Source organism: Pedobacter sp. (assembly GCF_037719805.1).
Taxonomy (GTDB): Bacteria; Bacteroidota; Bacteroidia; order Sphingobacteriales; family Sphingobacteriaceae; genus Pedobacter.
In genome coordinates this window covers 639,900-665,780 of the sequence record NZ_JBBJLZ010000005.1, presented here as the reverse complement: position 1 = coordinate 665,780, position 25,881 = coordinate 639,900, and the positions used below count along the sequence as shown (strand labels likewise).

The following is a 25,881-nucleotide window of genomic DNA, read 5'->3' as shown; positions in this document are numbered from 1 at the left end:
CAGACAAACTATAAAAAACCGAGCATATGCGCAAACAAATACTAATACGAACCCTACTAGGATCTGGCAATCTTGATTTCTCTATTGAGTGCCTCAGCAGTTTTTTAACAAATTCATACGATGACCTGAGATTGGAAATATTTGAAGACGGCTCACTAAAAACTGAAGAAATTTTGCGATTAGAATCCAGTCTTAAAAAAACCACTGTAATTACTAGAAAAAGTAGGGAAGAGCGGGTACTTCAGGCTTTAAGCGGCTATCCAAAATGCCTTGAATTCAGAGCTTCGAACGTTATGACCTTTAAGTTATTTGATACTATGCTTCAGGATAAGGAGAAATTCATCTATTTAGATACCGATGTTTTCTTTCTACAAAAATTTATACTTCCCGATCTGGCTTCCTTCCCCATCTTTATGCAGGACAATCAGGTTGCTTTCAGCTTTAATCCAATAGATTTTCTGAAAGTAAAAATTAATGTTATGGCGAAGTTTAATGCGGGTTTTTATTACTTTCCTTTAGAACAATTTGACCTCCATTTCATTGAATCCACACTTAATGCAGTTTATCCAAAGCAGATGTTGTCTCATGTTTGGGCAGAGCAAACTATGTGGGCATTTTTAGCGGCAAGAACTACATCTAAAACCCATTACTTACATCCAAAACAGGTAGTGATATCGTCCCACGACCTTGTGCCGAATAAAGACCTTATCGCAGTTCATTTAGTTAGTGCTGCAAGACATCAATTCGTTAACGTAAAGAGTTACGCGAAGGATCTCGAAGGAAACGAAACCTTTACTCCTATCTTATTAACGGAGGGTACTTATCTTTCCAAAACGGGATTTATCCAAAACCGACTCGTGACCAAGTTCAAATCAGGATTACGACGGTTAAAGCAGTAGGTAGATTAAAGTAGGTCATTTAAATTGATACCATAGGTTTCCTTGAATGACTTGCTGTAATGTTTTCTTTCCCATCCTTCATGATTAAACTTCCGGTTTGATGTGCTTTGCTCGCGTTGCCATCAAGTTGGTGCGGCCATGTGCCATGGAAGTGTTCAGCTCTCTCTAAAAATTAACACTTTTTTAGGCGTTCAAAGCCTTCCTGAGGACGGATGAATTTTTGTTCTGTACCCATAAGGTTGACATCACACCAAGACCTACTGCTCCGGTAACAACAACATGCTGATTATTTGGGGGTAAGTATCGTCGCTGTGGTACCTTTCACGCGCAATATTTGCTGATTCAACATGAAGTCAGCACACTCATCAAATTATTTTATATTCCTTGTTGGAATAGTTTTAATGATTTATATTCGTAGAGGCAATGCCAATCTGAAAACTATTTTAATAATTGAAATGAATTTTATCTCAAAGATGTTATTCTGTCTAATTCTAATTCCACTTACTTTAAGCATGTTGCTCTCCGGATTAGTTGTAGCTGCATACATGCTTATTCATTCAGAAAGGCTGTCCAAGTCGATAGCCAAAGATAATGACTTGTTTTTAGAGGGTTAAGGTAGGTTATACCCACAACATTATCAGTAAGCCGCCCGCACGTAACGATTTTAACAAGGAAGATTTAAGGCTGATTCCAGCAATAATCCACTTTGGGATTTGCTTATCTCATTTACAACCATTAGTTTTACGTTGTTACAGTCTACTACCTAAAAAAAGGAATAGCCAGATTAATTTATTATTATCTATGAATAAACGCTTCCTATCAGTGGTGGTGATGCTGTGCAGCATTTCCTGGGCTCAGGCTCAAAATATTCCTGTGGATTCTACGCAAAAAAATGCGTTGAGAACGTTTTTGGGCGAGAATGCAAGCATCCAGCTTCATGGAGGTACGCAGGGTTTCGGGTTAGCAACACGTTATAGCTTCCTGCCGAAAGTTGCCGCGAGATTAGGTGGTTCTTATGGCTCAGTCCACATCAATGAAGGCTTCTCCTTTGATAACCTCGCTACGGATAATAAGATCGAAGGAACATTCAGTAACCTGCATCTCTTTGGAGAATACAGCGCACTGTCCTGGTTGCGCATTGTTGCCGGTGCCGCCTATCTGTTCAAAGCAGATGCGAATGTAGTGATGACTCCCAGTGAACCCATTACCCAAGACGGGATGACCTTGGAGCCTGAAGAAATCGGAGTATTGACTACAGAGATCACTTATAAAAAATTTGCTCCTTATTTAGGACTGGGTCTCGGCCGTGGTTTGCCTCAACACCGGTTCAACGTCAATCTAGACCTTGGATTTTATTATTTATCGGCTCCTACGGTTACTATGACTGGTACAGAATATCTTTCAGATAACGAACAAAACGGGCCGATTCTCACAGAAAACATGAAAAACTATCGGTTTCTACCTGTAGTACAACTGAACTTCAACTTCAAACTCTCAAAATAGCGGATATGAAACGTATAGACATCGCATTAACAATTGCCTCGATTCTACTTTTGATAACAGTATTGAATTCCTGTAAAAATCCCGGTGAAGGAGTTACCATTAACATTAATACAAACGTACTAAAATCGCCTACTGCCGTTCGGTTCGTGAATGCGGTAAAGAATGCGAGCAATCAGCCGGCAAGCTTTCCAATAACCATTGGCGGAAAGGATGCTGCTTTAATTGTAACTATAACAAACAAAACTACATTTGCAGCAACGGAAGGAAGGATCTTTCTTGCACTAAAGAAAGGAATTGTTCCTTCTGAAAGCAATCCCATAGTTTTTACGGTAGCTGCTGAGGTACCCGGATTTACTCCTGCAACCCATACTTTCAGAATTACCCAGGATCAACCACTTTCAGTAGTGGTTCCTATGATAGAATATGCTAACCCAGTTGTTGGAACGGCAGCAAAGGTACAAGAGAACCCACTGGTAGCTGGTGCTACGGCTACTGCAATATCTATTCAGACGCCGGCTAACCGAGGGATGGATGAACAAGCTACAATTGGCATCGCGGCAGGTACCCAGTTTTTGGATGCAGGAGGCAATGTAATTACTGCAACGAAATTAGAGACCAGGGTCGTTAATTATGGTACAGAAACACAAGAAGCCCTTGCTGCTTTTCCCGGAGGCTTTAATGCGACTAACGTAATAGGGGAGAACGGACAGTCGGTAGCTGGTGGTGTTGCTTTTACTACGGCCGGTTTCATCGCGATAGACATGTATGCTGGTGGAACGGAAGTAAAGCGTTTTTCTAAGCCACTGGATGTGAAAATGGGAATTAGTAAGCAACTACTTAACCCTGTTACTGGTACCAAGGTCAAAGCTGGCGATGTTATACCGATCTGGAGTTTGGATGATAAATCCGGACAATGGGCTTTCGAATCAAATGCAACTCTAGTTTCTAATGCTGCGGGCGATCTAACTGCAAGCTTTTCTGCAAGCCACCTGAGCTATTGGAACTTAGACTGGTACCAGGCATTTTGCCCGAATCAGTTGACGCTAGTGTTTAACGCTCCAAATTATACCAATGATAGCTATTCGGTGGTCTTTATGAATGATAAAGGTTACAGCTCTTCTGCAATGGTATCGATCGCAGACAAATTAAGCACGAGTGTTAGGGTTCCGACTGGACGAATCAAAGTCGTAGTAAAAGATCTGAATGGGAACATTGTTGCGGAAACCCAATATGTGGATGCATGCGCAGCAGGTACAATCACTGTAAATATGCCACAAGCTGCAGAAGTTGACGTGGTAAATGTAAACATGGTGTTGAAAGGAAGCTGTCCGAATAAGCCTGTTAATGCAAATGTAAGCACCTGGGTGAGGTTATATGAGCAAAGCAAAGGACTACAGAACTCCTATATCGTTTACATGGAAAATGGCAAGCTAGACATTAAGGTAAAAAATAACACTAAATACGTTGTAGAGGCTTACTACGGCGACCAATGGAAAAAAACGGAGATAGTGTTTACTAAGACAAACTTTACGTTCCCGGGCTTTATTACAGGAACTGCAGTGTTTATTGAAAGCACTAAAACTTTAAATGTAGATGCCCAGTTCCCATTACCAGATTGTAATTAGGTATCCTTTAATTGGAGTGTCGCTTGAATGATTATTGGTGGTAGCGGTAATCAACAACTAAGAGCCTTACGTACGAATCAGCCAGTTGTTACGTAAGGCTCAATTGAGTCAAAGTTTGCTCTGACTATTTAGGATTTGAACAAAATTATCTTGGACTCTTATTCCTCAGGTATATCTTTGCCTGGCAGTTATTGCATTTGTACCTTCTCACATCTAACCAGAAAAAGAGATACTTTACAATGAAACCTCTTGAGATTCGGGTGTCTAGATGACCAGAGGGACATCTTGGACACTTTTGGTAGGTGACTGTCTTGTCTATCCAGTTATTGTTTGGATCATTCGCCATAATAATTTAATAAGTTTTAGTTTTTTATCTTAATCCCTATTTAGGAGGTTGACGCTCATACTAATAGTTAAATTCGGCGATGTAAAAATGCAAAATAATTATGAACAGCAAGCAATATTATTTTGTAAAAAACATCTTACTTAGTGTATATTGTACACAATATTAATTTCGTGTTAATTTTGAGAAAATTTGTGCTAGAACTGTGATATAATGTGCAATTAAATTAGATATGCTATTTAATTTTTCTATTTTTGTGATGAAAGATAGAAGGCTTTATTTAACCGCAAGGTAGTCTAAGATCATATTTGAAACAAACCCTGATACTTGCCAATGTTTTCTATTTTTAAAAAGAAAAATCTAGTAACAGACATCGAGTGGCTCGGTGTAGATGTCCATTCTCACCTCTTGCCTGGGATTGACGATGGTTCACCTAACGTAGATCAATCTGTAAAGTTAATTAAGGGCTTAAATGACCTTGGGTTTTCAAAATTTATTTGTACACCACATATATTTAATGAACTCTACCCTAACACTGAACAAACTATTTTACCTGCGTTACAACTAACTAAGGAGGCATTAACGAGACTTGGTGTCGATGTGGATATTTCTGCTGCGGCAGAATACATGGTTGATGAAACTTTTGAAATTGGAGAAGGACTAATGTGTCTGCCAAAAGATCATATTTTAATCGAGATGTCTTACTTAAATGAAAGCCCTAATATAGAGCAAGTAATTTTCGACCTTCAATTGGAAGGCTATAAGGTGATAGTTGCACATCCAGAACGTTACGTGTTTTATCATAACGCGCGTCAGCGGTTCCATCGGCTGAAAGATATGGGCGTATTGTTTCAGATGAACCTTCTTTCTATTGTGGGCTATTATGGAAAAGAAGTTAAACAGGCTACGGAATACTTGATTTCAAAAGATTGCTACGATTTAGCAGGTTCAGATCTACACCATGATAAGCATCTACAAAGCTTGACCAAATTTGTGCGTGAAGGCGAAATGTATAAAAAAATTGGAACATATGCTTTCAAAAATCGTGAACTTTTTCACTCGAGATTGCCTGGGGACGTCGTGCGACTATGATGAAATGCGGCTTGATTCTAATAACGAACTATTAATTCTAGACATAAAATAAGTATGAATGTTGAAACCAGGCACAGGAGGAAGAGGAGGAAATCTACTGGCGTCGAAAGTAAAGCAAAAAAATATAGGACCACCGTGTTGGGACTGTTCCTTCTATTAGTTGGCTTTGGAAGTATTTTAATGACGTTAGACTTCAAGTTTGACACTGGGTCTGCCTTTAAGTTATCAAACTACAAAGATTTAGTCAGTATGTGGCCACTAATATTGACTGGGCTAGGGTTTCTTTTTGTTATATACGATTATATTAAAAATTCATCCAAACCGAAATATAAATAGTAACCTATGTTAAAATATATGCGCTACGCACATTTACTCATAATCCTTTACGGCTTGATTTGTTTAAGTTCATGTGGTGGGATTAAAAATTACAAATACTTTAAAGATATTTCTGATTCTTCCGCAGTGACCGATTTGACTACGGCAATTTATGTTGAGCCTAGAATACAGCCTGATGATATAATGTATATCGCTATTCAGACAATTGAGCCCTCCGCAGGATCAACTATTAATGCTTTGAATGCGCAAAGCGGAAGCTCAGCTCTACTGACAGGCGGCGGTACATCTTCTAGTGGACCAAGCCAAGGGACAACTTATGGCTTTCTTGTCGATAAACAGGGAGAAGTAGCGGTTCCTATCCTAGGAAGTGTTAAACTATCTGGACTGACTACACAAGAGGCAAGGATAGTTTTGACTGAAAAGGCTTCTAAATACTACAAAGATGCCACCATAATAGTTCGATTTGCGAACTTTAAGATTACTGTACTAGGAGAAGTAATGCGGCCTGGTTCATATTCGGTTCCCAATGAGCGTGTGAGTTTACTAGATGCTCTAGGATATGCTGGTGATCTCACTATTTTTGGCAAACGAGATAACATACTTTTACTGCGTAGAAATGCGAATGGGAAGACTCAAGCTGCCAGATTAGATCTTACTAAATCAAATATTTTTCAATCTCCCTACTTTTACTTGCAACAGAACGACCAAATTTATATAGAACCGAACAAATCGAAAGTGACCAGTAGCGATGGGACTTTAATTAGAAATATTTCAATTGGCTCTGCGGTCCTGGGTTTCCTTGTTGTAATTATTAGCCGTTTTTAGATATGTCAGCAAACTATACATCAAAACAAGTAGACTCGTTTTTAGAAGAAGAGGAAAAGGATAATGGTCAAACCCTTAAGTTTTATATCGATAAAGTTATCGCCAATTGGTTCTTGTTCTTGATTGGTATATCGCTTTGTTTATTTATATCAGTGATATATGCTAAAACAGCCGATATTTCTTATCTCATTGATGGCAAAATCTTAGTCAAAGACGAAAAGTCTGGAAACTCCGGAGCTAAAGGATTGATGGGAGATATGGACTTAAGTTCTCTGCTTGGAAGCTCGACCAGTGCTGAGAATGAAATTGAGATTTTGAAATCAAGGAGTCTTATGAATAAAGTCGTAAGTAACTTAAATCTGAATGTCATTCATGGGATTAAGTTAAAATTAAAGTCATTAGAGCTAGAAGATGACGAGGTTCCCTATTTGGTAAAGATAACTAGTAAGTCAGATAACTATCTTTCTGGAGGTTTTGAAGTAAGTGATATCACAGAACAAACTTTTCATATATCAAGTGAGGGACTTAACCTCGATAAGGTCCTAAAATATGGACAGACACTACCTTTGTCAGGATATACTATGGTGTTTGAAAGAAGAGCCGATGTCGGTATACCACCCGCTAATTCTGTATTCACACTGAGTATACAATCTGTGGAATCGAGGGCAAGACAACTTTCCAGGGCCTTCGGGGCTGAGATGACAAGTAAGCAAAGTACAGCTATAGGTCTTTCTTTAACCTATTCTGTTCCTAATAAAGGAGAACAGATTCTTCAGCAGTTAATGGATGTATATCTTCAGGATAACCTAGAGGATAAAAAAAGAATAGCGGATAGTACTTTACACTTTATTGACAGCCAACTGGCTGGAGTATCTGCTGACCTAAAAGGTATTGAAGGGCAGATTGAAAGCTTTAAAGAAGATAATAATTTAGCTGATATTACAACGCAATCCCAGGCCTTGGTTACTAGCGCATCAGACTATTATGAAAAGGTGAACGAGGCAGAACTGCAATTGACTGTGCTTAAAAGTATTTCTAGCTATGTCAACAATTCTACGAATAAACGTATAATTCCCAGTTCGTTGAATGTTCAAGACCCAGTATTCGCTACTTATATTGGTGCCTATAACACCTTGCTGATGCAACGCGATCGTGAGATGCTTGCTTATACAGACGATAACCCTCTGATCAAGAATTTGGATGAACAAATCGAAAATGCGAGACAGAACCTAGTAAAAAGTTTCAATGCTTATGAAAATAACATAAAAAATGTAAGAAATCAACTTGTTAAAGACAACAGCGGGATAACATCAGAAATAAGAAAAGTTCCAAAAAAAGAAAGAGTATTTCTTGATTATACTCGTCAACAAAATTTAAGACAGCAATTGTACATTTTCCTCTTGGAGAAAAGGGAAGAAACGGCAATAAGTAGAACTTCTACTTTTAGCAGTTCGCAAATTATTGATCGAGCGAAGAGTGCCCCTGCGCCTTTTGCTCCAAAAAAAGGAACTTTCTATCTAGTAGGACTATTGGCGGGTTTACTTCTCCCTATCGGCTACATCAGCTTAAAGGAATTACTTAACACGCGCCTTCAGACGAAAAATGATATCACTTCAGTTACCAATATCCCAATTGTTGGCGAAATTGGTCATACTGAAGACAGCGCCAGCTTAGTTATTGATAGTCAATCTCGGTCTGTCATTTCTGAACAATTTAGAGGCTTGCGTACAAATCTTCAGTTTTTATTACAAGGGGAAGAATCAAAGGTAATCATGATTACTTCAAGTATGAGCGGAGAAGGCAAATCTTTCATATCACTTAATCTGGCTAATGCCTTAGCTATAGGTAACAAGACTGTTGTTCTTATGGAGCTAGATTTAAGAAAGCCGAAGTTAACAAGTAATATCGGCATGGAAAATAGGAATGGTTTCTCAAATTACGTGGCTACCGAAAAACTGACTATTGATGATATTATTACTCAGACCACCATTCACAAGAATGTTTCGTTAATATCTGCCGGTCCGGTTCCCCCGAACCCTGCTGAATTATTGTTGAACCCGAAATTAGGGTTGCTAATATCAACGCTCAGAGAAAGATTTGACTTCGTTATTATTGACAGTGCTCCTGTTGGGTTAGTGTCCGACGCGCTTTTAATCGAAAAATATCTTGACTTGACACTTTATGTGACTAGGCAGGGAGTAACATTTAAGTCGCAGCTAAACATCATTACAGACCTCTTAGCAGCGAATAAAATCAAGAATGTTTCACTAGTGGTTAATGACATTAGCAGTGGTGGTAGTAATTATTATGGTTACGGATATGGTTACGGATATGGGTATGGTTACGGCTACGGTAGCTATGGACAGGAGGACACTCATTTGAAAAGATGGTGGTGGCCGTTTAAAAGGTCTGTTTAATTAAGCTAAAAATTGCTAAATGATGGAGGTATGGATCAGTTTCTGCAATGAGTTCAGCTAATAGAATAGTTAAAAATACCGGTATATTGTATGCCAAGATGGGCTTGACCGTCTTTATTTCACTTTATACGACCCGATTGATATTGGTGTCTTTAGGAGTAAATGATTTTGGGATTTTTAATTTGGTGGGAGGAGCTATTGCAATGCTTACCTTCTTGAATTCTGCCATGGCCGCAGCTACTCAACGTTTTATGTCTTTTAGCCAGGGTGCGCAAGACTTTGATAAGCAGAGAAGTATTTTCAACGTGTCAATAATTTTACATCTATCAATTGCGTTGATCATTGTGATAATTTTGGAAGTGGTTGGATATTTTCTTTTCCATGGAGTATTTAAAATTCCTCCTGATAGAATTGATAGTGCCAAATTGGTATTTCAGTTTATGGTTTTCAGCACTGCGTTTACTATCATTTCGGTTCCTTATGATGCTGTAATAAATGCCCATGAAAACATGCTGCTTTACTCAGTTTTAGGAGTTTTAGAGACTCTAATGAAAATGGGTATTGCAGTTTATTTATTGAGTAGTCCATTTGATAAATTAGTTACGTATGGTTTCTTGGTTGCGTTACTATCAGTGGTGTTACTTATCATACGACGTATCTACTGCCATAGAAAATATGAGGAGTGCAAAATCGATATTAGAAAATATTTTAGTAGGACTATATTTACAGAACTTACCGGTTTTGCGTCATGGTCATTACTAGGCGCCTCTACCAGTATGATAGCTAATTATGGGCAGGGTATCATGATGAACTTCTTTTTTGGGCCTATCGTTAACACAGCTCAAGGAATAGCTGGCCAAGTGAGCGGTCAACTGGGTGTTTTTGCGGTAACAATGCAAAAAGCACTCAATCCTGTAATCGATAAAAGTGAAGGTGCTGGAGACCGATCGGGTATGTTGCGTGCATCATTAATGGGTAGTAAAGTTTCTTTTTTTCTTTTGATGCTGTTTTATATACCGGTGCTTATTGAGATGCCATTTATATTTAACTTATGGTTAAAACAGGTTCCGGAATATACTATAGTATTTTGTCGGCTTTTGCTTATAAGAAATCTTGTAGAGCAGTTATTCATTAATTTAGGGGCAGCAATTGCTGCAGTTGGTAATATTAGGCGGTTTCAGATTTATAATTCGGTTTTAAATTTTGCCCCTCTAGTACTGAGCTTTATATTTTTTAAAATGGGCTTCCCACCATCTACACTATACTTAGTCTTTATTGTGTATTCAATCTGTTCTTCAATTATGCTTACATATTTTGCAAAGGTAAATTGTGGCTTATCTGTTAAGGATTACTTGACTAATGTTGTGTTGAGATCTCTTGGTGTATTACTTATTAGCCTAATACTTTCTTTTTGTCCGATTTTATTCTTTGGCCCCGGCGCATTACGCCTCTTTATTGTAATTGCGATTAGTGGTTTAGCTTTCTTGATACTGATTTGGACAATTGGATTTTCATCATCTGAAAAAATAGGGATAATAAACGTTTTTCATTCATTAACAAGCAAACTACTTTCAAAAAAATCGAATTGATAGTGGTTTCGGATTTTAGTGTAACAATTTAGGAATTGAAATAATATAAAAAAAGTGGTACATAAAAGAAGCAAGTACAGTTTAATTTCTTTTGATCGACTAGATTTTTACTTGGCTTTTCAGGCTATACTATTTATCTATTTTGAAATCTACAAAATACTAGTTGACACGCTGGTGAGAAATGTTAAGCCGCAGCAGTATCTTTTAAAATTCAGTGATGTTTAATATGGATGTATTTAAATTGGCATTAAAGATTAGAGCTCGAGCATGGAATGAGATAGTTAAGTTAACTAGTAATATTGCTTTTTACCCAGCGCTATACCGTTCATACTGGCATATGAGAATAAATAATAGTGAGAAACACATCGTAGATAATCACACCAATTTTTATACTGGTATCCCTAACCCTGGGGCCGGCATAGGTCACCAACTTTCCAATTGGATTTCTGGGTACTGGTGGGCAATGCAGTTCAATTTGAAGTATGCACATACAACATTTTCTACTGAAAAATGGGAAACTTTTTTTGGGTTTGGTGAGAATGAAACTTTAGCTTCTGACTTAATTTCTCATAACGGATATAGGAGGGTTTTGCTTCCATTATTTGATGAAAATAAGCAGGCTGCTATTAATTTGAACAAAAAGATTATTTCGTCATATGCTGGACAAAAAGTGGTTTTCGTAGCTGAACAGGATCAGTCTTATCAGAGTCTTTGCGGTGTAATTGAAGATTTACGCTTGAAATTCTTTTCTGCAGCAGCAAGAAAATGTGAAACACTGATTTTTTCAGAAAGTCATTTCAATATAGCCATACAAATCAGACGTGGAGATATTACCATCGGTCAGACGAATCAAGACCCTAATTTACAGATGCGTTGGCAAGATAATTTGTATTTCAAAAAGTTATTAACCGAGGTCATAGAAAACATTAAGCCTGGTAAGCCCCTTGCTATATATCTCTTTTCTCAAGGAACTCCTAGTGATTTTATAGAGTTCATTGATTTAGAGAATATAAATTTTTGTCTAGACATGGATGCTCAGCAATCTTTTTTGCATATGGTGTTCGCTGATTTATTAATAACTAGTAAAAGTTCCTTTTCCTATAAGCCAGCGCTCTTAAACAAAGGTATCAAAGTCTGCCCAAGAAACTTTTGGCATAATTATCCAAATTCTAATGATTGGGTATTGGTGGATGATGATGGAAATTTTGATGTTAAACAACTGTCGATTACCTTATGAGATATTTCTTTTTTCTTCTCAAAGCATTACGTAAGCTCTACTTAAAGCAGCATTTGGAGCATAAGATACTACTCGTAAGTGAGCAGAACCCAGAAAGTGTTTCTAAGCTTATATTTGAGACATTAATGGAAGATACGCCATGTATGATTGCACGATTTGGCGCAAATGAGCTGTCTGCTGTGGTCAACTTTGTAGGTATAAACAGTGGAGTTCCCAATTTGCTGTTGTACATAAAAGGGCTGCGCCCTGATTGGGTGTGGAATGATTCGATAATAAAAAACATGGCCAACAATGCGGGTTTTTTTCCCCCGACTTTTGATAAAGTTTCTCAATTTTGTGAGCTTATGCTTCGAGATATAAGCAAAGTCGATGTCTTAGGATCTTGGCTACAGAATGAATTGTATGTTGAAAAACAACTGGAGCATTCTAAGTTAATCAGACTTATGTACCTTGACCCATTTTGGGCAAAAAATCCTTGGACCAGAGCATTGAAAGGCAAAAGAATTCTAGTAGTTCATCCATTTGCTAATTCAATATCGAGCCAATATCGGAAACGGATACATTTGTTTGCGAACACAGATATTTTACCTGAGTTCAAATCGTTGGAAGTTATACAGGCAGTTCAAAGTTTGGGCAATGGAGATGATCGATTTAGTGATTGGTTTGAAGCTTTGGCTTACATGAAGAAGGAAATTGAAAAGCATGAATTTGATATTTGTCTAATAGGTTGCGGTGCGTACGGCTTTCCCCTAGCTGCGCACGTGAAACGAATCGGAAAGAAGGCAGTACATATGGGTGGTTCGCTCCAGCTTTTATTTGGTATTAGGGGTAAACGATGGGAAGATGATGAACCACATTATGTTATGCCCGAGAATGTCTTCGTTCATTATAGTGGTTTGCCTAATGAGCATTGGGTTCGTCCATCTGTTGATGAAAGGCCTAATAATCATTTAAGTGTTGAAAACTCTTGTTATTGGTAAGTTATATTATGAAAATTAAAAATTCACTTCTTAAAGTTAGAAGGCAACTTAATCGTGTAAGAGCAGGGGGAATAAGTTTAATTTTAAACCCTTCTCTCCTTCGCATAGTCTTAAAAAATCCGGATTCTAACTTTAGCGTAAATTGTGTTTTAAAGATACAAAAAGGAAGAAAATTTCTTATAGGTAGCAATTCGACGATTGGAGACTTCACGAAAGTGTGTGTAGATGACGAAGATGTTACGCGGCAATCAGTGTTAAAAATTGGTAGGTTTTCCTACATCGGTGACCACAACAACATTAGAGCATCGGGAGGAGATATAACAATAGGGGATTATTGCCTAATCTCTCAGCAAATCACAATAATTGCCTCGAATCATAGTTTTGCGAAGAGTTCATACATTTACTCCCAAGCATGGGATACCAATCGAACAGGTGTAGTAATTGAAGATGACGTATGGATTGGTGCTAATAGTGTAATACTTCCAGGTGTTACAATTTACAAGGGGGCTGTAGTAGCTTCGGGATCTGTAGTCACGAAGGATGTTCCATCCTATGCAATCGTAGCAGGTGTCCCGGCTAAGGTAATGAAGTATCGTGTTTAATCTCTCAATGTAACTGTTAAATGCATATAATAATTAAACACTTGGTAGATTATATTAAGTTTTGTCGAATAATCAGTCGATACGAGCCTTTTTTCAATAAAGTGTATAAATATAATTTTTAGGATTTAAAAGCCACGCGCAAAATGCCTTTCTCACCATACAAATATGAATATACTATTTATTTCATTCGACGCTGATCCCCCTTATATGGGTGGGACAGCCACTGTCGCAAATATATTAGCAAAATCCTTTCAGTCATTTGGTCATTTTTGCGCGTTGGCATATCCGGAAAGCTCCGAACATCCTTCAACATTTTTTGCTGATAAATTGGAGCTTAATCAGAAAAACAGAGTGGCAGCCGAACTTTTTTTTAAAAAGCACCAATTTGATATCATTCTTAATCAGCTTCCTACAAACATTGACTTTAAATTTCTTTTAAGCCTACCGTTAGGTAACTGCAAAATTATATCTGCTTATCATAACAGGCCAATGCTGCGACCCTTAACGATAGACAATTTAAAACTACTTTACTCGAAAAGCACAAATTTACTACACGGAATTTACACTTTAATTAAATTTCCTTTGTTGCCTCTTCTTAATATTAAGAATCGACGACAACAACTTCAAGCATTCGACGATGTATGCAATTATAGTGACAGAATACTTTTATTGTCTGAAAAGTTTTATCCACTTTGGAAAACACTAGCCCCTAATACTGACGTATCAAAGTTAGTGGCAATAGGAAACCCATTGGTTTTTGAAGAATCATTGCCTATTGAAGAGGTAAAAGTAAAAGAGAAGTTAGTTATAACGGTTTGCGCTATCACAGCTCAAAAAAGAGCTCATTTACTTTTAGAAATATGGAGATTAATTGAAAACGATCAGTCTTTTGACGAATGGAAGTTTGTTTTTGTAGGTGGTGGTGTTAGCCTTAGTGATTTAAAATTACAATCAAAAGAGATGGGTCTGAAACGTCTAGACTTTGTTGGATATCAAAGTCCATATTCGTATTATAAAAGGGCCGCTATAAGTTTAATGACATCTAAATATGAAGGGTGGCCAATGGTACTCATGGAAGGTCAGCAGATGGGCGTTGTACCGATATCATACGATAGCTTTGAGTCAATAACCGATATTATTGATAATGAGAAGAATGGCCTCATAATTCCAAATAATGACTTAGAGGGCTTTGTTGAAAAACTTAAAAAGCTAATGCGAGATAAGGTCTATAGGGAGGAAATGGCAACAAGTGCAATTTATTCCAGTGACCGGTTTTCCATAGATAAAGTTACATTTGAATACTTAAGATTATTTTATGATCTATTTGGAGACGATAAAAAAAAATGAATTTAAGATTTTGAATGGTTTTCAGCCATTTGACTCAACCGTTTTTATCGGTTAAGTCAAATGTATAATTGAACAGCGATTCCGTATGCAGCTGGTTTGTAACATTAGAGAGCTATAATAATAGGCTATTTAAATGTAAATAGAAGCTTTACGAATATTAAAGGCACGTTAATATAATAGTGAAGATGTTAAATATAGGGACTACTTTAATGCTAATTTCAAATAGAGGGGATATTTACCTAAGAGATCCAGGTCAATTAGAAGGCTTTTTGATTATTCCTGGTAGGTTTATTGATTATGAAGAAGTAACTTTCCCGAAATTCAGTCGGTGGATAAGATCCTTAAATTTTATTAACGAGATTGAGAGCTTTAATACTAAGATAGCCCAAAAAATATTAGTATTAAGTCTAGCACCGCATGCAGTATATGTAATATGATAGAGTTCGTAAAAAGATATAGTTTGGCTTCTTGGGCATTATTTTCTGTTATGGCGGGATTTATGGTTTATCAAATGCTCAAGCTACCTGAGCCTTTTATATGGGGCTTGAGGATAATAGTTCTGGTTGTTGTACTACGAAATACGAACAGAAAATTTGTTGATAAGACGGGCTTGAAGCTAACTTATTTATTTATAGCCTGGCTTTTTTTTGAAATCATACGTTCGTTATTTTTTGCGGAGGGTTATTGGATGTATAAGAACATTATAAACCAACTCTTACTCGTTTTTTTCTACTTTGTCATAGTTTTGAGTGCTAATATGAGGCTTGTTCAAGATTATTTGGCATTATATTGGAAGTTCTTCATTCCTATGGTGTTACTCTCACTAATAGTATATAGGACACCAGCCGGCTATGACTATGTGCCTTTTATGGTTTTGGCAATTTTCTATGGTCAAATACCAAAAAAACAGTCATTATTTCTGTTTTTGATTCTAACGCTTTTCTTCTTTAGTTTGACTCAAAGGAATGACCTGATCAAATTAACATTTTCATCCTTATTAGGACTTTCTTTAGCTTATCTATATATTCCTAAATGGATTTTTAAGTTTGGACAAGCAACATTCTTGCTGTTACCAGCGATTCTACTTTATCTGGCTTCTACAGGCACTTTCAATGTGTTTAAAATGGATGAATACATAAAAGGAGATTATTCCCAAGAAGTTAATACAGACGAAGGAATTGAACATGATGACTTAAAAGCAGATACAAGAACTTTTATTTACCAAAATGTCTTTTATACAATGACAAAGTATGATGCTTGGGTATTAGGACGGACTCCGGCATTTGGCGATGAAGGTGTTCAAGGTTTTTGGGGTAAGGATGTGGAAACAGGTTTAATCGGAAGGTACGGAAACGAGGTTGGCGTTATGGACATTTTACTTTGGTACGGCTTGATCGCTGTAGTGATGTATTTTATGTTGTATGCATGGGCTAGTTATTTAGCTATTTATAAGAGTAAAAGCAAATACGCAAGGGGAGTTGGTGTATACGTAGCGTTTCTTTGGATGTGGGCATTTATATGGGAGAAACCAATGGTCGAAACATTTTTTATGGTTGATTTAATACTTATTGGATTATGTTTCTCTAAGCAATTTCGTCAAATGAATGACATAGAGATCAGATTATGGATAAGAGGGATTTTTGCAGTTAGAAGAAAAAAAAAGAAACTAATTATTATATAGCATGAAAGTTTTATGGATATCAAATGTCCTTTTTCCCGACGTCTGCAACAGTTTGGGCATCGCTATTCCAGCTGTTGGAGGTTGGATGTATGCAAGTGCCTTGGGCTTAATGCAGACTAACCCAGAGATTAGATTAACTGTTGTAGCACTTTATGGGGGTAAAACAGTTGTTCAGATTACAGATTATGATATTAGCTATTATCTGGTTCCAAATAATGGAGAGAATCAGCACTACAATCCAATGCTTGAGGACTATTTCATTAACATCTATAATAGTGTTAAACCTGATATAGTTCATATCCATGGCTCTGAGTACCCGCATTCACTTGCATGGGTAAAGGCTTGTGGAAACCTAAATGTCGTCGTTTCTATACAAGGTTTAGTCAGTGTATATGCTGAATTTTTTCTAGGTGGTATTCCTGAAAAGATTATAAAGAAGCACATTACAATTCGCGATATTCTACGAAGTGATTCTCTCTTTCAACAACAAACCAGAATGAGAGAGCGAGGCCTTTATGAAAGACAACTTATCAAATCAAGTGGCTACATTATAGGTAGAACTTCATGGGACAAGTCTCATTCATTAGCTATAAATCCGAATATTTCGTACCATTTCTGTAATGAAACTTTACGCCCAATGTTCTACAAAAAAAAGTGGGATTTTGATGAATGCCTAGAATTCAGTATATTTCTGAGTCAAGCCCATTATCCTATCAAGGGAATACAACAGATTATTAAAGCTTTACCCATTATTTTGCGCCGATTCCCTAAGACAAAAATGTTTGTTGCCGGTGATGATTTTATGAAAAAACCTTCGTTCAAGAAAAACGGTTTTGCCAACTATATATCGTCCTTGATTCTAGCAAATGGTCTAACAAACAAAATTGAATTTGTAGGAATGTTAAACGAAGAGGAGATGGTTAAAATGTATTTAAGGTCACATATTTTTGTCTGCCCTTCATCCATAGAGAATAGTCCAAATTCAGTCGGTGAGGCACAATTACTTGGCATTCCAACCTTAGCCTCATATGTAGGAGGAACGATGGATATGATTGAGGAGGGCAATAGCGGATATTTATTTCGCTTTGAGGAAATCCAGCTAATGGCGATGAGGATTTGTGAAATATTTTCAAACCGCGACTTAGCCGAAAGATTAAGCAAGAATGCAATGAATGTAGCCTCAATACGCCATGATGCTAAAGCAAATGCTGAACAGTTGAACAATATTTATCAAAAGATCTCCAATGAAACTATTCTTAATTTACAAAATAACTAAAAGACTTTTAGCAGGGTTGCAAAATTCTTTTGACAGGGCAAGTTGCAAGCTTATGTTTTGGGGCAATAATGTTCATTATAGTACATTTCGCTCGACTGGAGTTCCTTTCATCTCTGTAGCCCGGGGTGCCGAATGCATTGTAGGATCGAATTTAAGTATGAACAATGGGGCTTCCGGAAATCCTGTAGGATCCTTTGACAAGTGCACCTTCTTTGTTGACACAGGCGGCTCACTAAAGGTTGGTGACAATTTTGGGATTTCACAGGCAGCTATCGTATGCCATATCAAGATTCAGATTGGTAACAATGTTAAGCTTGGGGGTGGTGCATGCATTTATGATACAGACTTTCATTCTCTAGACCCAGCTACTAGGGCAAACCCGGCCGCTGACCTTTTAAGTAAAATGAAAATGCCCGTAATACTTGGGAATAATGTATTTGTTGGTGCCAGAGCGATGATCCTTAAAGGAGTTAACATAGGGGATGGATCAATAATTGGCGCGGGCTCGATTGTTACCAAATCTATTCCCGCAGGACAAATTTGGGCAGGCAATCCGGCGAAGTTTATCAGAAATGTTAGTTAAATTTTTTATTAGGCTTAAGTTAATTTTTTTATTCACATAGTTTACTTATGAAAACAATTGCTGCTCTTTTAACCTGTCACAACCGGAAAGTTAAGACTTTGCGCTCTTTATCTGCCCTATTTAGTCAAACTGGGATTGATTCCGAGTTTAGTCTTGAAGTATTTTTAGTTGATGATGCTTCTAGTGATGGAACAGCTGAGGCTGTAAGAAGGCAGTTTCCTAGGGTGAAGATTATTGCAGGTAATGGCAACTTATTTTGGAATCGTGGCATGCATCTCGCATGGGATACAGCCGCCTCAACAGCTAAGTTTGACTATTATTTGTGGTTAAATGATGATACGACATTGACTGATCTTGCCATCAACGAAATGTTAGAATGTTCATTCTCTAGTGGAGACATGACTTTAATATGCGGTTCAACTTGTGGTGAACAGAGCGGTAAAGTTACCTATGGTGGTAAAAACAAATTAGGACAATATTTAATACCTAATAATGAGATTCAAGAATGTTCAATTATTAACGGAAATTCTGTTTTAGTGCCTAACAAGGTATTCCAAATGATAGGAAACCTAGATGTCATGTTTCCCCATGCGATTGGAGATCAGGACTACGGTTTAAGGCTTTTGCAAAAAGGCGGTAGGTGCGTAACTACTAAAAATTTTATAGGTTTCTGCGAGAGCAATCCTAAATTGCCAAATTGGTGTTATCAAGAAACACCAATTTTACAAAGGCTAAAATCGTTATACTCTCCCTTGGGATATAGTCATCCAAAGTATTTTTTCTTATACGAAAAACGGCATTTTGGGCTTTTTACGGCCATTAAGCATTTTTGTTCAATTCATCTACGCGTTTTTATTCCTTCCTTATGGAGATAAGTTACCCCTTTGTATTTCAAGTTGATTCAGACTTGGTAAGCGAACACTATGAAAATAGTCCAAATTATTTGATTGAGTATAATGATTTAGTAAAGAACGATTACTGCATTCTCTACTTTAGTAGTAATGATCTTTATTACCCCAATAACGAAGCTGCATTTCAAGAGAGCATACTAAATAAAAATAGATTCGAGTGGTATGGAAACAGGGTAAACTATGGTCATAAGCATATCTTTATGAGAGATATAAAAAAGCAATGGTATCTAACAGGGATCAATGGCCACTTAAATACGCCGGAAAAAGTACTGGAATTTTTAAAGGAGGAAACAGTCGGCTATAAGATAATAACTGTAGGAAGTTCAGCTGGCGGATTTAACGCTATTATAACTGGACAATTTTTAAACGCTGAAAAAATATTTTCTTTCAATGGCCAATTTGAAATCTTATCCCTATTAAGTAAATCTAGTGCAAATGTCGACCCTATTGTGTTTAGAAACCAAAAGAATAATAGGCTACTACCATATTATGATACTTTGAAATTCATCACTAACCCAAAATCGATTTATTATTTTCATTCCAATGGTAGTCAATGGGATATAGAGCAGTTCGATCATGCTAAAAACCAGGGAGTTCATAAAATAAGCTTTAAAACTAGCAACCATGGTGTTCCTTTCCTGAAGACAAACTTGTCTTATGTTATAAATATGACTTCTGCACAGCTAAAAGAATTATCAGGCAACACTTACCAGCCATTAATATTTTCCATTAAAACTGTCGGATTATCTAAAACAATAAAAGGACTCAATTCGATTGTAAAATTTGCTCTTAACAAAATTTACATTAGCACTCTACAAAGATGGAAATAGTGTATAGATAATATGAAAAACAAAATACTTCTTTCTGCATTTATGTGTGATCCTACCAAAGGATCAGAGCCAGGGTATGGCTGGAACTGGGCAATAGGTTTGGCCAAGTTAGATTATGAAGTACATTGTTTGACTAGAATAGTCAATAAGGAAATAATCGAACAAAGTTTAAAGCCTTCAAACTTATCTTTTCATTATGTTCGTCTGCCTCTTGGATTGGAACGGCTATATGCCAGTTCAACTATAGCTATGTATATATACTATGTTCTATGGCAATGGTTTGCGTATAGGTATGCTCGTAAAATAAATAAATTGATAAGGTTTGACGTAGCTCATCACGTGACTTGGGGAAGCATTCAATTGGGGTCCTTTATTTATAAATTGAATGTTCCCTTCGTCTTCGGCCCAGCTGGTGGGGGTCAAGCTGCTCCCTCAGCATTTAAGCATTACTTTTTAGATCATTGGCGTAATGAGGAACGACGGGAGTCAATTTCGAAGCTAATGTTAAGGTATAATCCTGCTTGTAGACACATGATAAAAAAGGCTGCGGTTATTCTGGTATCCAATGACGACACTTTTAAGATGGTTAAAGCAGCAGGTGCCAACAAAATAATCTTCCATTTAGACACCGCTCTGCCTGATGATTTCTATCCCAGTAGTCCTGTTATCAGAACGCCAGAGTCCGGCAATTTAAAATTACTTTGGGTAGGGCGGTTTTTACCTAGAAAGGGACTGCTGTTGCTTTTAGACATGATGAATTCTTTGAGAGAGTATGAAGGAATCACATTAACTGTTGTCGGAGATGGGGAGATGCGAGATGCATTTTTACAAACAATAGACGATCTAAAACTTCATGGAAGAGTCAATTGGATGGGGCTCGTAGAGTATAAACAAGTCAAAGAATTTTACATGTCTCATGATGTTTTCGTATTTACATCACTACGGGATTCTGTAGGATTACAGATGGTAGAGGCCATGGCATTTGGAATGCCGGTAATAACGATTAATTTACACGGACAAGCACTTGTGGTTAACGACGATAGAGGCTTTGTAGTTGAGTGTGATACGCCCGAAATAGCGGTTAAGTCTCTTAAAGAGGCAGTACTTAAGTTCTTGAATAATCCAGAGTTGATAAATATTAAAGGCAAAGCGGCTTATGATTTTGCGAAACAGAAGACCTGGAATAATACTATAAAAGATATATCAAAAAATCACTATCCATTAAAAAATTAGTGTAAATTTGAGTCTTAAATCTATGTCCCTGCATTGTTTTATACTATATTAAGAAAAGTTATTTACCAGCGTCAGAGACATTTTAGAGATAGAAGATCGTAGTTTAGATAATTAAAAAACAATGTTTTATATAAATCTATTCTTTGAACCAATGAAAGCCTAACGCCTCAAACTTCAGTAGTGGAACGTAAACGGAGACTGTTAATATTCCATCAGGCACTCGCTCCGTATAGAGTAGACCTATGGAATAGTTTAAATGAAAAGTATGATTTGAAATTATATTTCATATATGATAATCACTTAGACCAAAAGTTTGATCAAAATAAGCTAAAGAGCTTACTAAATTTTACACCTGGCTATCTAGATAAAGGGTTCAGCTTGGGAACCCGCGCCTTGAGGTGGGGATTTCGGTCACTGATTGAACAATTCAATCCCGATGTGGTTTTCAGCTATGAATATAGCCAGACAACTACCTCATTGTCTTTAATTAAAAAGATTTTTGGTTATAATTATCTTTTGTATTCAATATGTGACGACAGCCTTCATATCGCACAAAATTGCTCCGGCTTACGCAAACGTTTTCGAAATCTGCTCGTACCTCAATTGGATGGTTTAGTTCTGGTAAATAAAGAGGTCGCTGAGTGGTATTCTACTTACTTTACAAAGAAAATTTCGATAATCATTTTTCCAATTATTGCTAAAGAGAAAGAATTTAGGCGAGATCTGGAACTAGCAATTCCTATGTCTACTAAATTCCTTAAGGACTACGATTTAGTGCAGAAGAAATGTATTGTCTTTATAGGAAGACTCGTGCCAGTCAAAGGTATTGATCGTTTAATCACTGCATTTAAAGAAGTAGCAAATCATTTAGATGATGTTAGCTTGATAATCGTGGGTGAAGGCGAACAGAAGGACTCGTTAGTCAAATTGGTCTCGGATTACGATTTAAAACAACAAGTGATTTTTCCTGGTCGCTTCGAAGGAGAGGGTTTGAAGGCTTGGTATAATCTAGCACAAATCTTTGTTCTTCCAAGCCATTATGAACCATTTGGTGCTGTCGTTAATGAGGCATTGATGGCTGGGGCTTATGTTTTCTGTTCAAGTCTCGCTGGAGCTTCGACGCTTATCTCGCCTAATATAAACGGAAATGTTTTTATTCCATTTGATACTAAACATTTAACAGACCTACTCTTTGCTCAACTTCAACTTACTATTCCAATAACCGAGGTAACTAAAATTAGGCCTTCTAATATGCCGATATCCTACGAAGAGTTTTTTGCAAATTTTTCTAATGTTTTGGACCTGGAGTGCGCTAATGACTAACATAAATCTGCATTACGTTTACCAATCTTCTTAACCATTTTTTGCTATTACAACCCGTGGCCGAATTTATTTCAGGATGGCCAACATAAATTAGCTGCTCGTATTAACAACCTCTGCTACTATTTATTGGCTTTTTTGCTATATTTGTGTAAGTCATATCGAAAGCTGTGGTTTAACATGATGCTGCACTGAGCTTTTCGAATTAATTCACTCGCGAAATTAATTACATGTATTATTCCCCCATTTTACTGTTCACCTACAAGCGCCTATCAACCTTAAAAAAAACAGTGTCATCCCTTCAAGAAAATGAACATGCTCCGGAAAGCGAACTTTGGATCTTCTCCGATGGGGCCAAGTGCGAGGAAGACAAAAAAATAATTGATGACGTTAGGGCATATCTCAAAACAATAATAGGATTTAAGGTCATAAAGATTTTCATTGAAGAGTCCAATAAAGGATTAGCTAATTCTATAATTGATGGTGTTTCTTTAGCTTTTAAGTCTTTTGATAAAGTGATAGTTATGGAAGACGACATCGGTACAACACCGAATTTTCTTTCCTTTATGAACGCTTGCTTAGACAAATATAAAGACAAGAAGTCAGTTTATTCGGTATCAGGTTATTCCTTTGACCTTGGGTCTTGTGATAATGAAGATGCTTATTTCGTAACGAGAGGTTGGTCATGGGGCTGGGCCACGTGGAAAGACAGATGGTGCTCGATAGATTGGCAGGTGGAAGATTATGAAGCCTTCAAACAGGACTTAACTAAACGAAGGAGTTTTGCGAAAGGTGGCTCGGACCTTAATAAAATGCTTTACGATCAAATGAATGGGAAAATTGATTCTTGGGCAATCCGATGGTTCTATGATCAATACAAAGTAGGCGGTTTAACTATCTATCCTGTCTATTCAAAGGTATTTAATAATGGCTTTGACCAATTTGCGACTCATACAGCCGGCAGTTCTAGAAGGTATCTTCCAAGCTTGGATACTAGTAATAAGTCCGAATTTTGCCTTCCTGAAGAAATAGCAATTAATTTAACGTACCAGAAGAGGTTTCAACATAAAATGTCAATATATTCGAGGGTAATATCCAAACTCGAAAGTATCATGCAAAAAGTTTTGTTAAGATGATCGTCTCCTTGCTGAAGAAATATCGCGCCTTATTCTTAGTTCACGTAATTTGGAGGAAGTACGATATTGGTTCCGGGTTCCATTCAGGTACACGTGTTAGAATTTGGGGAAAGAATACAATTAAAATTGGACGCGCTTTTTATATTGGAAGAGATTCTTTCATTGAAACCGACTGTATTATTGGTAACCACGTTATTTTTGGCAATAAAGTAGGAATAGTAGGCAAATATGATCATCATTTTCAGCAAACTGGAGTACCGATTCGCCTTGCTTCTGCAATTAGGGACCGTGACTATGATTGGAAGGGCAAGGATTTAATAACGGAAATTGGTAATGATGTGTGGATTGGTTATGGTGCTATAGTTATGCAAGGTGTCAAGATAGGTGATGGCGCTATTATTGCTGCGGGATCAGTGGTAACTAAAGATGTAGAATCTTATGCAATTTACGGAGGAAATCCCGCAAAAAAATTAAGAGAAAGGTTTGAGACGCCTGAGGAGGAGTACCAGCATATTTCTCAATTAAAAGCATGTTATCCTTAGCTTTCTATTCCTATTAAAAGGTAATAAATTACAGAATTTCTTTTTTCAGCTTCAATATTACTCCGAAAGAATTTGGTAGTAAGTCTCCTACATCGGCACCTAGAGCAATTCCAAAGGATGTATTATTTTTCCACTGCTTTTCAGTTTCTAATTTTAGGGAGAACTGCTTCACGTTTTTAAATAAATTTTCGTTTTGAGTAACATACGTGTCCCCTGCTAGTTTGTAATAAGGGCTTGTATTAAAGGTCCCGTAATTATCGGAATAGGTTGCTCTAAACGCCACTGCCAGATCTTTAATTTTTCCGTCTGCACCAACGTGGTATGCAATTACTCTGTTGTTAATGAAATTAGCGTATGATCGGGATTCTTGTCCAGGTTTCGCGTATTTCCTTGAAGTAATCAGAGGATTTCCAAGGCCTTCTCCCTTATATGACCATCCTTCTTTATAGAAGTAGTTATTATAATAATCTTCTGGGCCTGATCTTGTATATGGTGATCCAGCTACTCCACCCTGATTGAAGCTATAGAAAAACTCAAATAGTAGTGTTTTCCAATTTATCCCATTTATTGCGTCTTCATTAAACTTCTTATTCTTGAAAGTTATACCGTTAAGACCATCACTGACATTAGCAAGTTTGGATAGACCACCAATATCGTAGAAAAATTGTCTGTATATTTTGATGTTTAGGTTAGTGAAGTCGTACTCTCCAGCCACATCTATTGATCCTAGTTGATTTCCCATCTTAGACCCCGCGATTCCAGGTGCAGTATACACTTTGCCTTGAGCCACGTAGAGGAAAGTTTGAAACTTTGAGAGGGTGTAGAGATTTCCGTAATATTTCTTTTCGTCCCCCCAGGTTGCTTGATGACTGAATCCCCCATAAAGTTTTAATTTCCAGTTTTCTCGACCGAGACGGCCGTAGAAAGATTTTTGATGTAAATATGAATCTAGCACGTCAAGTTTTGGATCAATCACTCCTTTCGTGTCTTCAACTGGGAAATTAGGTGTTAAATTTGCCATCCAACCATGGCTAAACGTTCCTTTAATTGCAAACAAGCCGTTAAAAAATGGTAGGCTCCAGTAATCAGGTATAGAAATTTCAATTTTAGGAATGCCAAGAGCATTACCGGATTGGGCAAAGCTTCCTGAACTCAAGGTCGTATCACCAACGAACCCCATTACATCTTTTGACCTGCCGACTTTCAACTGAAATATTTTCCATCTTGTCTTAATGTTAGCTTCAATTACTTGCAGATTCGAAGAATTACCCACATTTGCCCGCACTTCAAGCCCATATCCCCATTCTAAGATTCGTTTGCGATAGTCTTGGCTGTTGCTTTGTTTTATTGCATATTCTTTTCTGATTGCCGCCAAAAAACTAGCGGACTGACCTGGTAAAGGAATGGAACCATATCTGTTCGATCTCATCCAAAATGGAACGGCGTCCTTAGTAGTTGCAACGCCTTGGGCCTCAAAACTAGCGGTTGTATTCTGAGGTAATTGTGCACAGACCTTTGAGTACAAAACCGTTCCAATAAAAACTAACATTAGGCTGATTTTCTTCATAATACAT

The 25,881-nt window shown here is 37.2% G+C and carries 21 protein-coding genes; 20 read left to right on the top strand and 1 reads right to left on the bottom strand.

Features of this window, described 5'->3' with window-relative positions:
- Nucleotides 1-26: 26 nt before the first annotated feature.
- The 20 genes from WKF66_RS19315 (at nt 27) to WKF66_RS19220 (ending at nt 24,307) form a co-directional block, all read left to right on the top strand.
- On the top strand, nt 27-899 hold the full coding sequence (locus WKF66_RS19315) for a hypothetical protein (RefSeq protein ID WP_489676132.1): 873 nt from the start codon (nt 27-29) through the stop codon (nt 897-899).
- Nucleotides 900-1,700: 801 nt separating this feature from the next.
- Nucleotides 1,701-2,402, top strand: a complete 702-nt coding sequence (locus WKF66_RS19310; protein WP_489676131.1) for a hypothetical protein — start codon at nt 1,701-1,703, stop codon at nt 2,400-2,402.
- A 5-nt stretch (nt 2,403-2,407) separates the two neighbouring features.
- Complete coding sequence (locus WKF66_RS19305; protein WP_489676130.1) at nt 2,408-4,027, top strand: hypothetical protein; 1,620 nt, start codon at nt 2,408-2,410, stop codon at nt 4,025-4,027.
- 676 nt (nt 4,028-4,703) lie between these two features.
- Nucleotides 4,704-5,462 (top strand): tyrosine-protein phosphatase, encoded by a 759-nt coding sequence (locus WKF66_RS19300; RefSeq protein WP_489676129.1) that lies wholly within the window; start codon nt 4,704-4,706, stop codon nt 5,460-5,462.
- Nucleotides 5,463-5,816: 354 nt separating this feature from the next.
- Entirely contained in the window at nt 5,817-6,623 is an 807-nt protein-coding gene (locus WKF66_RS19295; protein WP_489676128.1) for a polysaccharide biosynthesis/export family protein, read from the top strand.
- Nucleotides 6,624-6,625: 2 nt separating this feature from the next.
- Entirely contained in the window at nt 6,626-9,040 is a 2,415-nt protein-coding gene (locus tag WKF66_RS19290; RefSeq protein WP_489676127.1) for a GumC family protein, read from the top strand.
- Between the two features lie 47 nt (nt 9,041-9,087).
- Complete coding sequence (locus WKF66_RS19285; protein ID WP_489676126.1) at nt 9,088-10,629, top strand: lipopolysaccharide biosynthesis protein; 1,542 nt, start codon at nt 9,088-9,090, stop codon at nt 10,627-10,629.
- Between the two features lie 226 nt (nt 10,630-10,855).
- Nucleotides 10,856-11,866, top strand: a complete 1,011-nt coding sequence (locus WKF66_RS19280; protein WP_489676125.1) for a hypothetical protein — start codon at nt 10,856-10,858, stop codon at nt 11,864-11,866.
- Nucleotides 11,863-12,846, top strand: a complete 984-nt coding sequence (locus WKF66_RS19275; protein ID WP_489676124.1) for a hypothetical protein — start codon at nt 11,863-11,865, stop codon at nt 12,844-12,846. Before WKF66_RS19280 ends, WKF66_RS19275 begins: the two co-directional genes overlap by 4 nt.
- Nucleotides 12,840-13,448 (top strand): acyltransferase, encoded by a 609-nt coding sequence (locus WKF66_RS19270; protein WP_489676123.1) that lies wholly within the window; start codon nt 12,840-12,842, stop codon nt 13,446-13,448. Before WKF66_RS19275 ends, WKF66_RS19270 begins: the two co-directional genes overlap by 7 nt.
- Nucleotides 13,449-13,613: 165 nt before the next feature.
- A complete protein-coding gene (locus WKF66_RS19265; protein WP_489676122.1) occupies nt 13,614-14,795 on the top strand; it encodes a glycosyltransferase in 1,182 nt (393 codons plus the stop codon).
- 433 nt (nt 14,796-15,228) lie between these two features.
- Nucleotides 15,229-16,476 carry a hypothetical protein gene (locus WKF66_RS19260; protein ID WP_489676121.1) on the top strand — a complete coding sequence of 416 codons (1,248 nt, stop codon included), beginning with the start codon at nt 15,229-15,231 and terminating at the stop codon, nt 16,474-16,476.
- Between the two features lies 1 nt (nt 16,477).
- Complete coding sequence (locus WKF66_RS19255) at nt 16,478-17,752, top strand: glycosyltransferase family 4 protein (protein ID WP_489676120.1); 1,275 nt, start codon at nt 16,478-16,480, stop codon at nt 17,750-17,752.
- Complete coding sequence (locus WKF66_RS19250) at nt 17,721-18,335, top strand: acyltransferase (RefSeq protein WP_489676119.1); 615 nt, start codon at nt 17,721-17,723, stop codon at nt 18,333-18,335. Before WKF66_RS19255 ends, WKF66_RS19250 begins: the two co-directional genes overlap by 32 nt.
- Nucleotides 18,336-18,382: 47 nt before the next feature.
- The gene (locus WKF66_RS19245; RefSeq protein WP_489676118.1) at nt 18,383-19,210 is read left to right on the top strand and encodes a glycosyltransferase family 2 protein; all 828 of its coding nucleotides are present in this window, start codon (nt 18,383-18,385) and stop codon (nt 19,208-19,210) included.
- Nucleotides 19,211-19,446: 236 nt separating this feature from the next.
- On the top strand, nt 19,447-20,076 hold the full coding sequence (locus tag WKF66_RS19240) for a hypothetical protein (RefSeq protein WP_489676117.1): 630 nt from the start codon (nt 19,447-19,449) through the stop codon (nt 20,074-20,076).
- Nucleotides 20,077-20,088: 12 nt separating this feature from the next.
- Nucleotides 20,089-21,309: a glycosyltransferase family 4 protein gene (locus WKF66_RS19235; protein WP_489676116.1), complete on the top strand. Its 1,221-nt coding sequence runs from the start codon at nt 20,089-20,091 to the stop codon at nt 21,307-21,309.
- 270 nt (nt 21,310-21,579) lie between these two features.
- Nucleotides 21,580-22,632 carry a glycosyltransferase gene (locus WKF66_RS19230; RefSeq protein ID WP_489676115.1) on the top strand — a complete coding sequence of 351 codons (1,053 nt, stop codon included), beginning with the start codon at nt 21,580-21,582 and terminating at the stop codon, nt 22,630-22,632.
- A 287-nt stretch (nt 22,633-22,919) separates the two neighbouring features.
- Nucleotides 22,920-23,765 (top strand): sugar transferase, encoded by an 846-nt coding sequence (locus WKF66_RS19225; protein WP_489676114.1) that lies wholly within the window; start codon nt 22,920-22,922, stop codon nt 23,763-23,765.
- The gene (locus tag WKF66_RS19220) at nt 23,762-24,307 is read left to right on the top strand and encodes a CatB-related O-acetyltransferase (RefSeq protein ID WP_489676113.1); all 546 of its coding nucleotides are present in this window, start codon (nt 23,762-23,764) and stop codon (nt 24,305-24,307) included. Before WKF66_RS19225 ends, WKF66_RS19220 begins: the two co-directional genes overlap by 4 nt.
- A 28-nt stretch (nt 24,308-24,335) precedes the next feature.
- Here the strand turns inward: WKF66_RS19220 and WKF66_RS19215 are convergent, their stop codons facing one another.
- A complete protein-coding gene (locus tag WKF66_RS19215) occupies nt 24,336-25,874 on the bottom strand; it encodes a capsule assembly Wzi family protein (protein WP_489676112.1) in 1,539 nt (512 codons plus the stop codon).
- Nucleotides 25,875-25,881 lie beyond the last annotated feature (7 nt).

Excerpts from the sequence above, each read along its gene's own strand:
- WKF66_RS19315 (WP_489676132.1), top strand. The coding sequence starts at position 27 with ATGCGCAAACAAATACTAATACGAACCCTACTAGGATCTGGCAATCTT.
- WKF66_RS19310 (WP_489676131.1), top strand. The coding sequence starts at position 1,701 with ATGAATAAACGCTTCCTATCAGTGGTGGTGATGCTGTGCAGCATTTCC.
- WKF66_RS19305 (WP_489676130.1), top strand. The coding sequence starts at position 2,408 with ATGAAACGTATAGACATCGCATTAACAATTGCCTCGATTCTACTTTTG.
- WKF66_RS19300 (WP_489676129.1), top strand. The coding sequence starts at position 4,704 with ATGTTTTCTATTTTTAAAAAGAAAAATCTAGTAACAGACATCGAGTGG.
- WKF66_RS19295 (WP_489676128.1), top strand. The coding sequence starts at position 5,817 with ATGCGCTACGCACATTTACTCATAATCCTTTACGGCTTGATTTGTTTA.
- WKF66_RS19290 (WP_489676127.1), top strand. The coding sequence starts at position 6,626 with ATGTCAGCAAACTATACATCAAAACAAGTAGACTCGTTTTTAGAAGAA.
- WKF66_RS19285 (WP_489676126.1), top strand. The coding sequence starts at position 9,088 with ATGAGTTCAGCTAATAGAATAGTTAAAAATACCGGTATATTGTATGCC.
- WKF66_RS19280 (WP_489676125.1), top strand. The coding sequence starts at position 10,856 with ATGGATGTATTTAAATTGGCATTAAAGATTAGAGCTCGAGCATGGAAT.
- WKF66_RS19275 (WP_489676124.1), top strand. The coding sequence starts at position 11,863 with ATGAGATATTTCTTTTTTCTTCTCAAAGCATTACGTAAGCTCTACTTA.
- WKF66_RS19265 (WP_489676122.1), top strand. The coding sequence starts at position 13,614 with ATGAATATACTATTTATTTCATTCGACGCTGATCCCCCTTATATGGGT.
- WKF66_RS19260 (WP_489676121.1), top strand. The coding sequence starts at position 15,229 with ATGATAGAGTTCGTAAAAAGATATAGTTTGGCTTCTTGGGCATTATTT.
- WKF66_RS19255 (WP_489676120.1), top strand. The coding sequence starts at position 16,478 with ATGAAAGTTTTATGGATATCAAATGTCCTTTTTCCCGACGTCTGCAAC.
- WKF66_RS19250 (WP_489676119.1), top strand. The coding sequence starts at position 17,721 with ATGAAACTATTCTTAATTTACAAAATAACTAAAAGACTTTTAGCAGGG.
- WKF66_RS19245 (WP_489676118.1), top strand. The coding sequence starts at position 18,383 with ATGAAAACAATTGCTGCTCTTTTAACCTGTCACAACCGGAAAGTTAAG.
- WKF66_RS19240 (WP_489676117.1), top strand. The coding sequence starts at position 19,447 with ATGAGAGATATAAAAAAGCAATGGTATCTAACAGGGATCAATGGCCAC.
- WKF66_RS19235 (WP_489676116.1), top strand. The coding sequence starts at position 20,089 with ATGAAAAACAAAATACTTCTTTCTGCATTTATGTGTGATCCTACCAAA.
- WKF66_RS19220 (WP_489676113.1), top strand. The coding sequence starts at position 23,762 with ATGATCGTCTCCTTGCTGAAGAAATATCGCGCCTTATTCTTAGTTCAC.
- WKF66_RS19215 (WP_489676112.1), bottom strand. The coding sequence starts at position 25,874 with ATGAAGAAAATCAGCCTAATGTTAGTTTTTATTGGAACGGTTTTGTAC.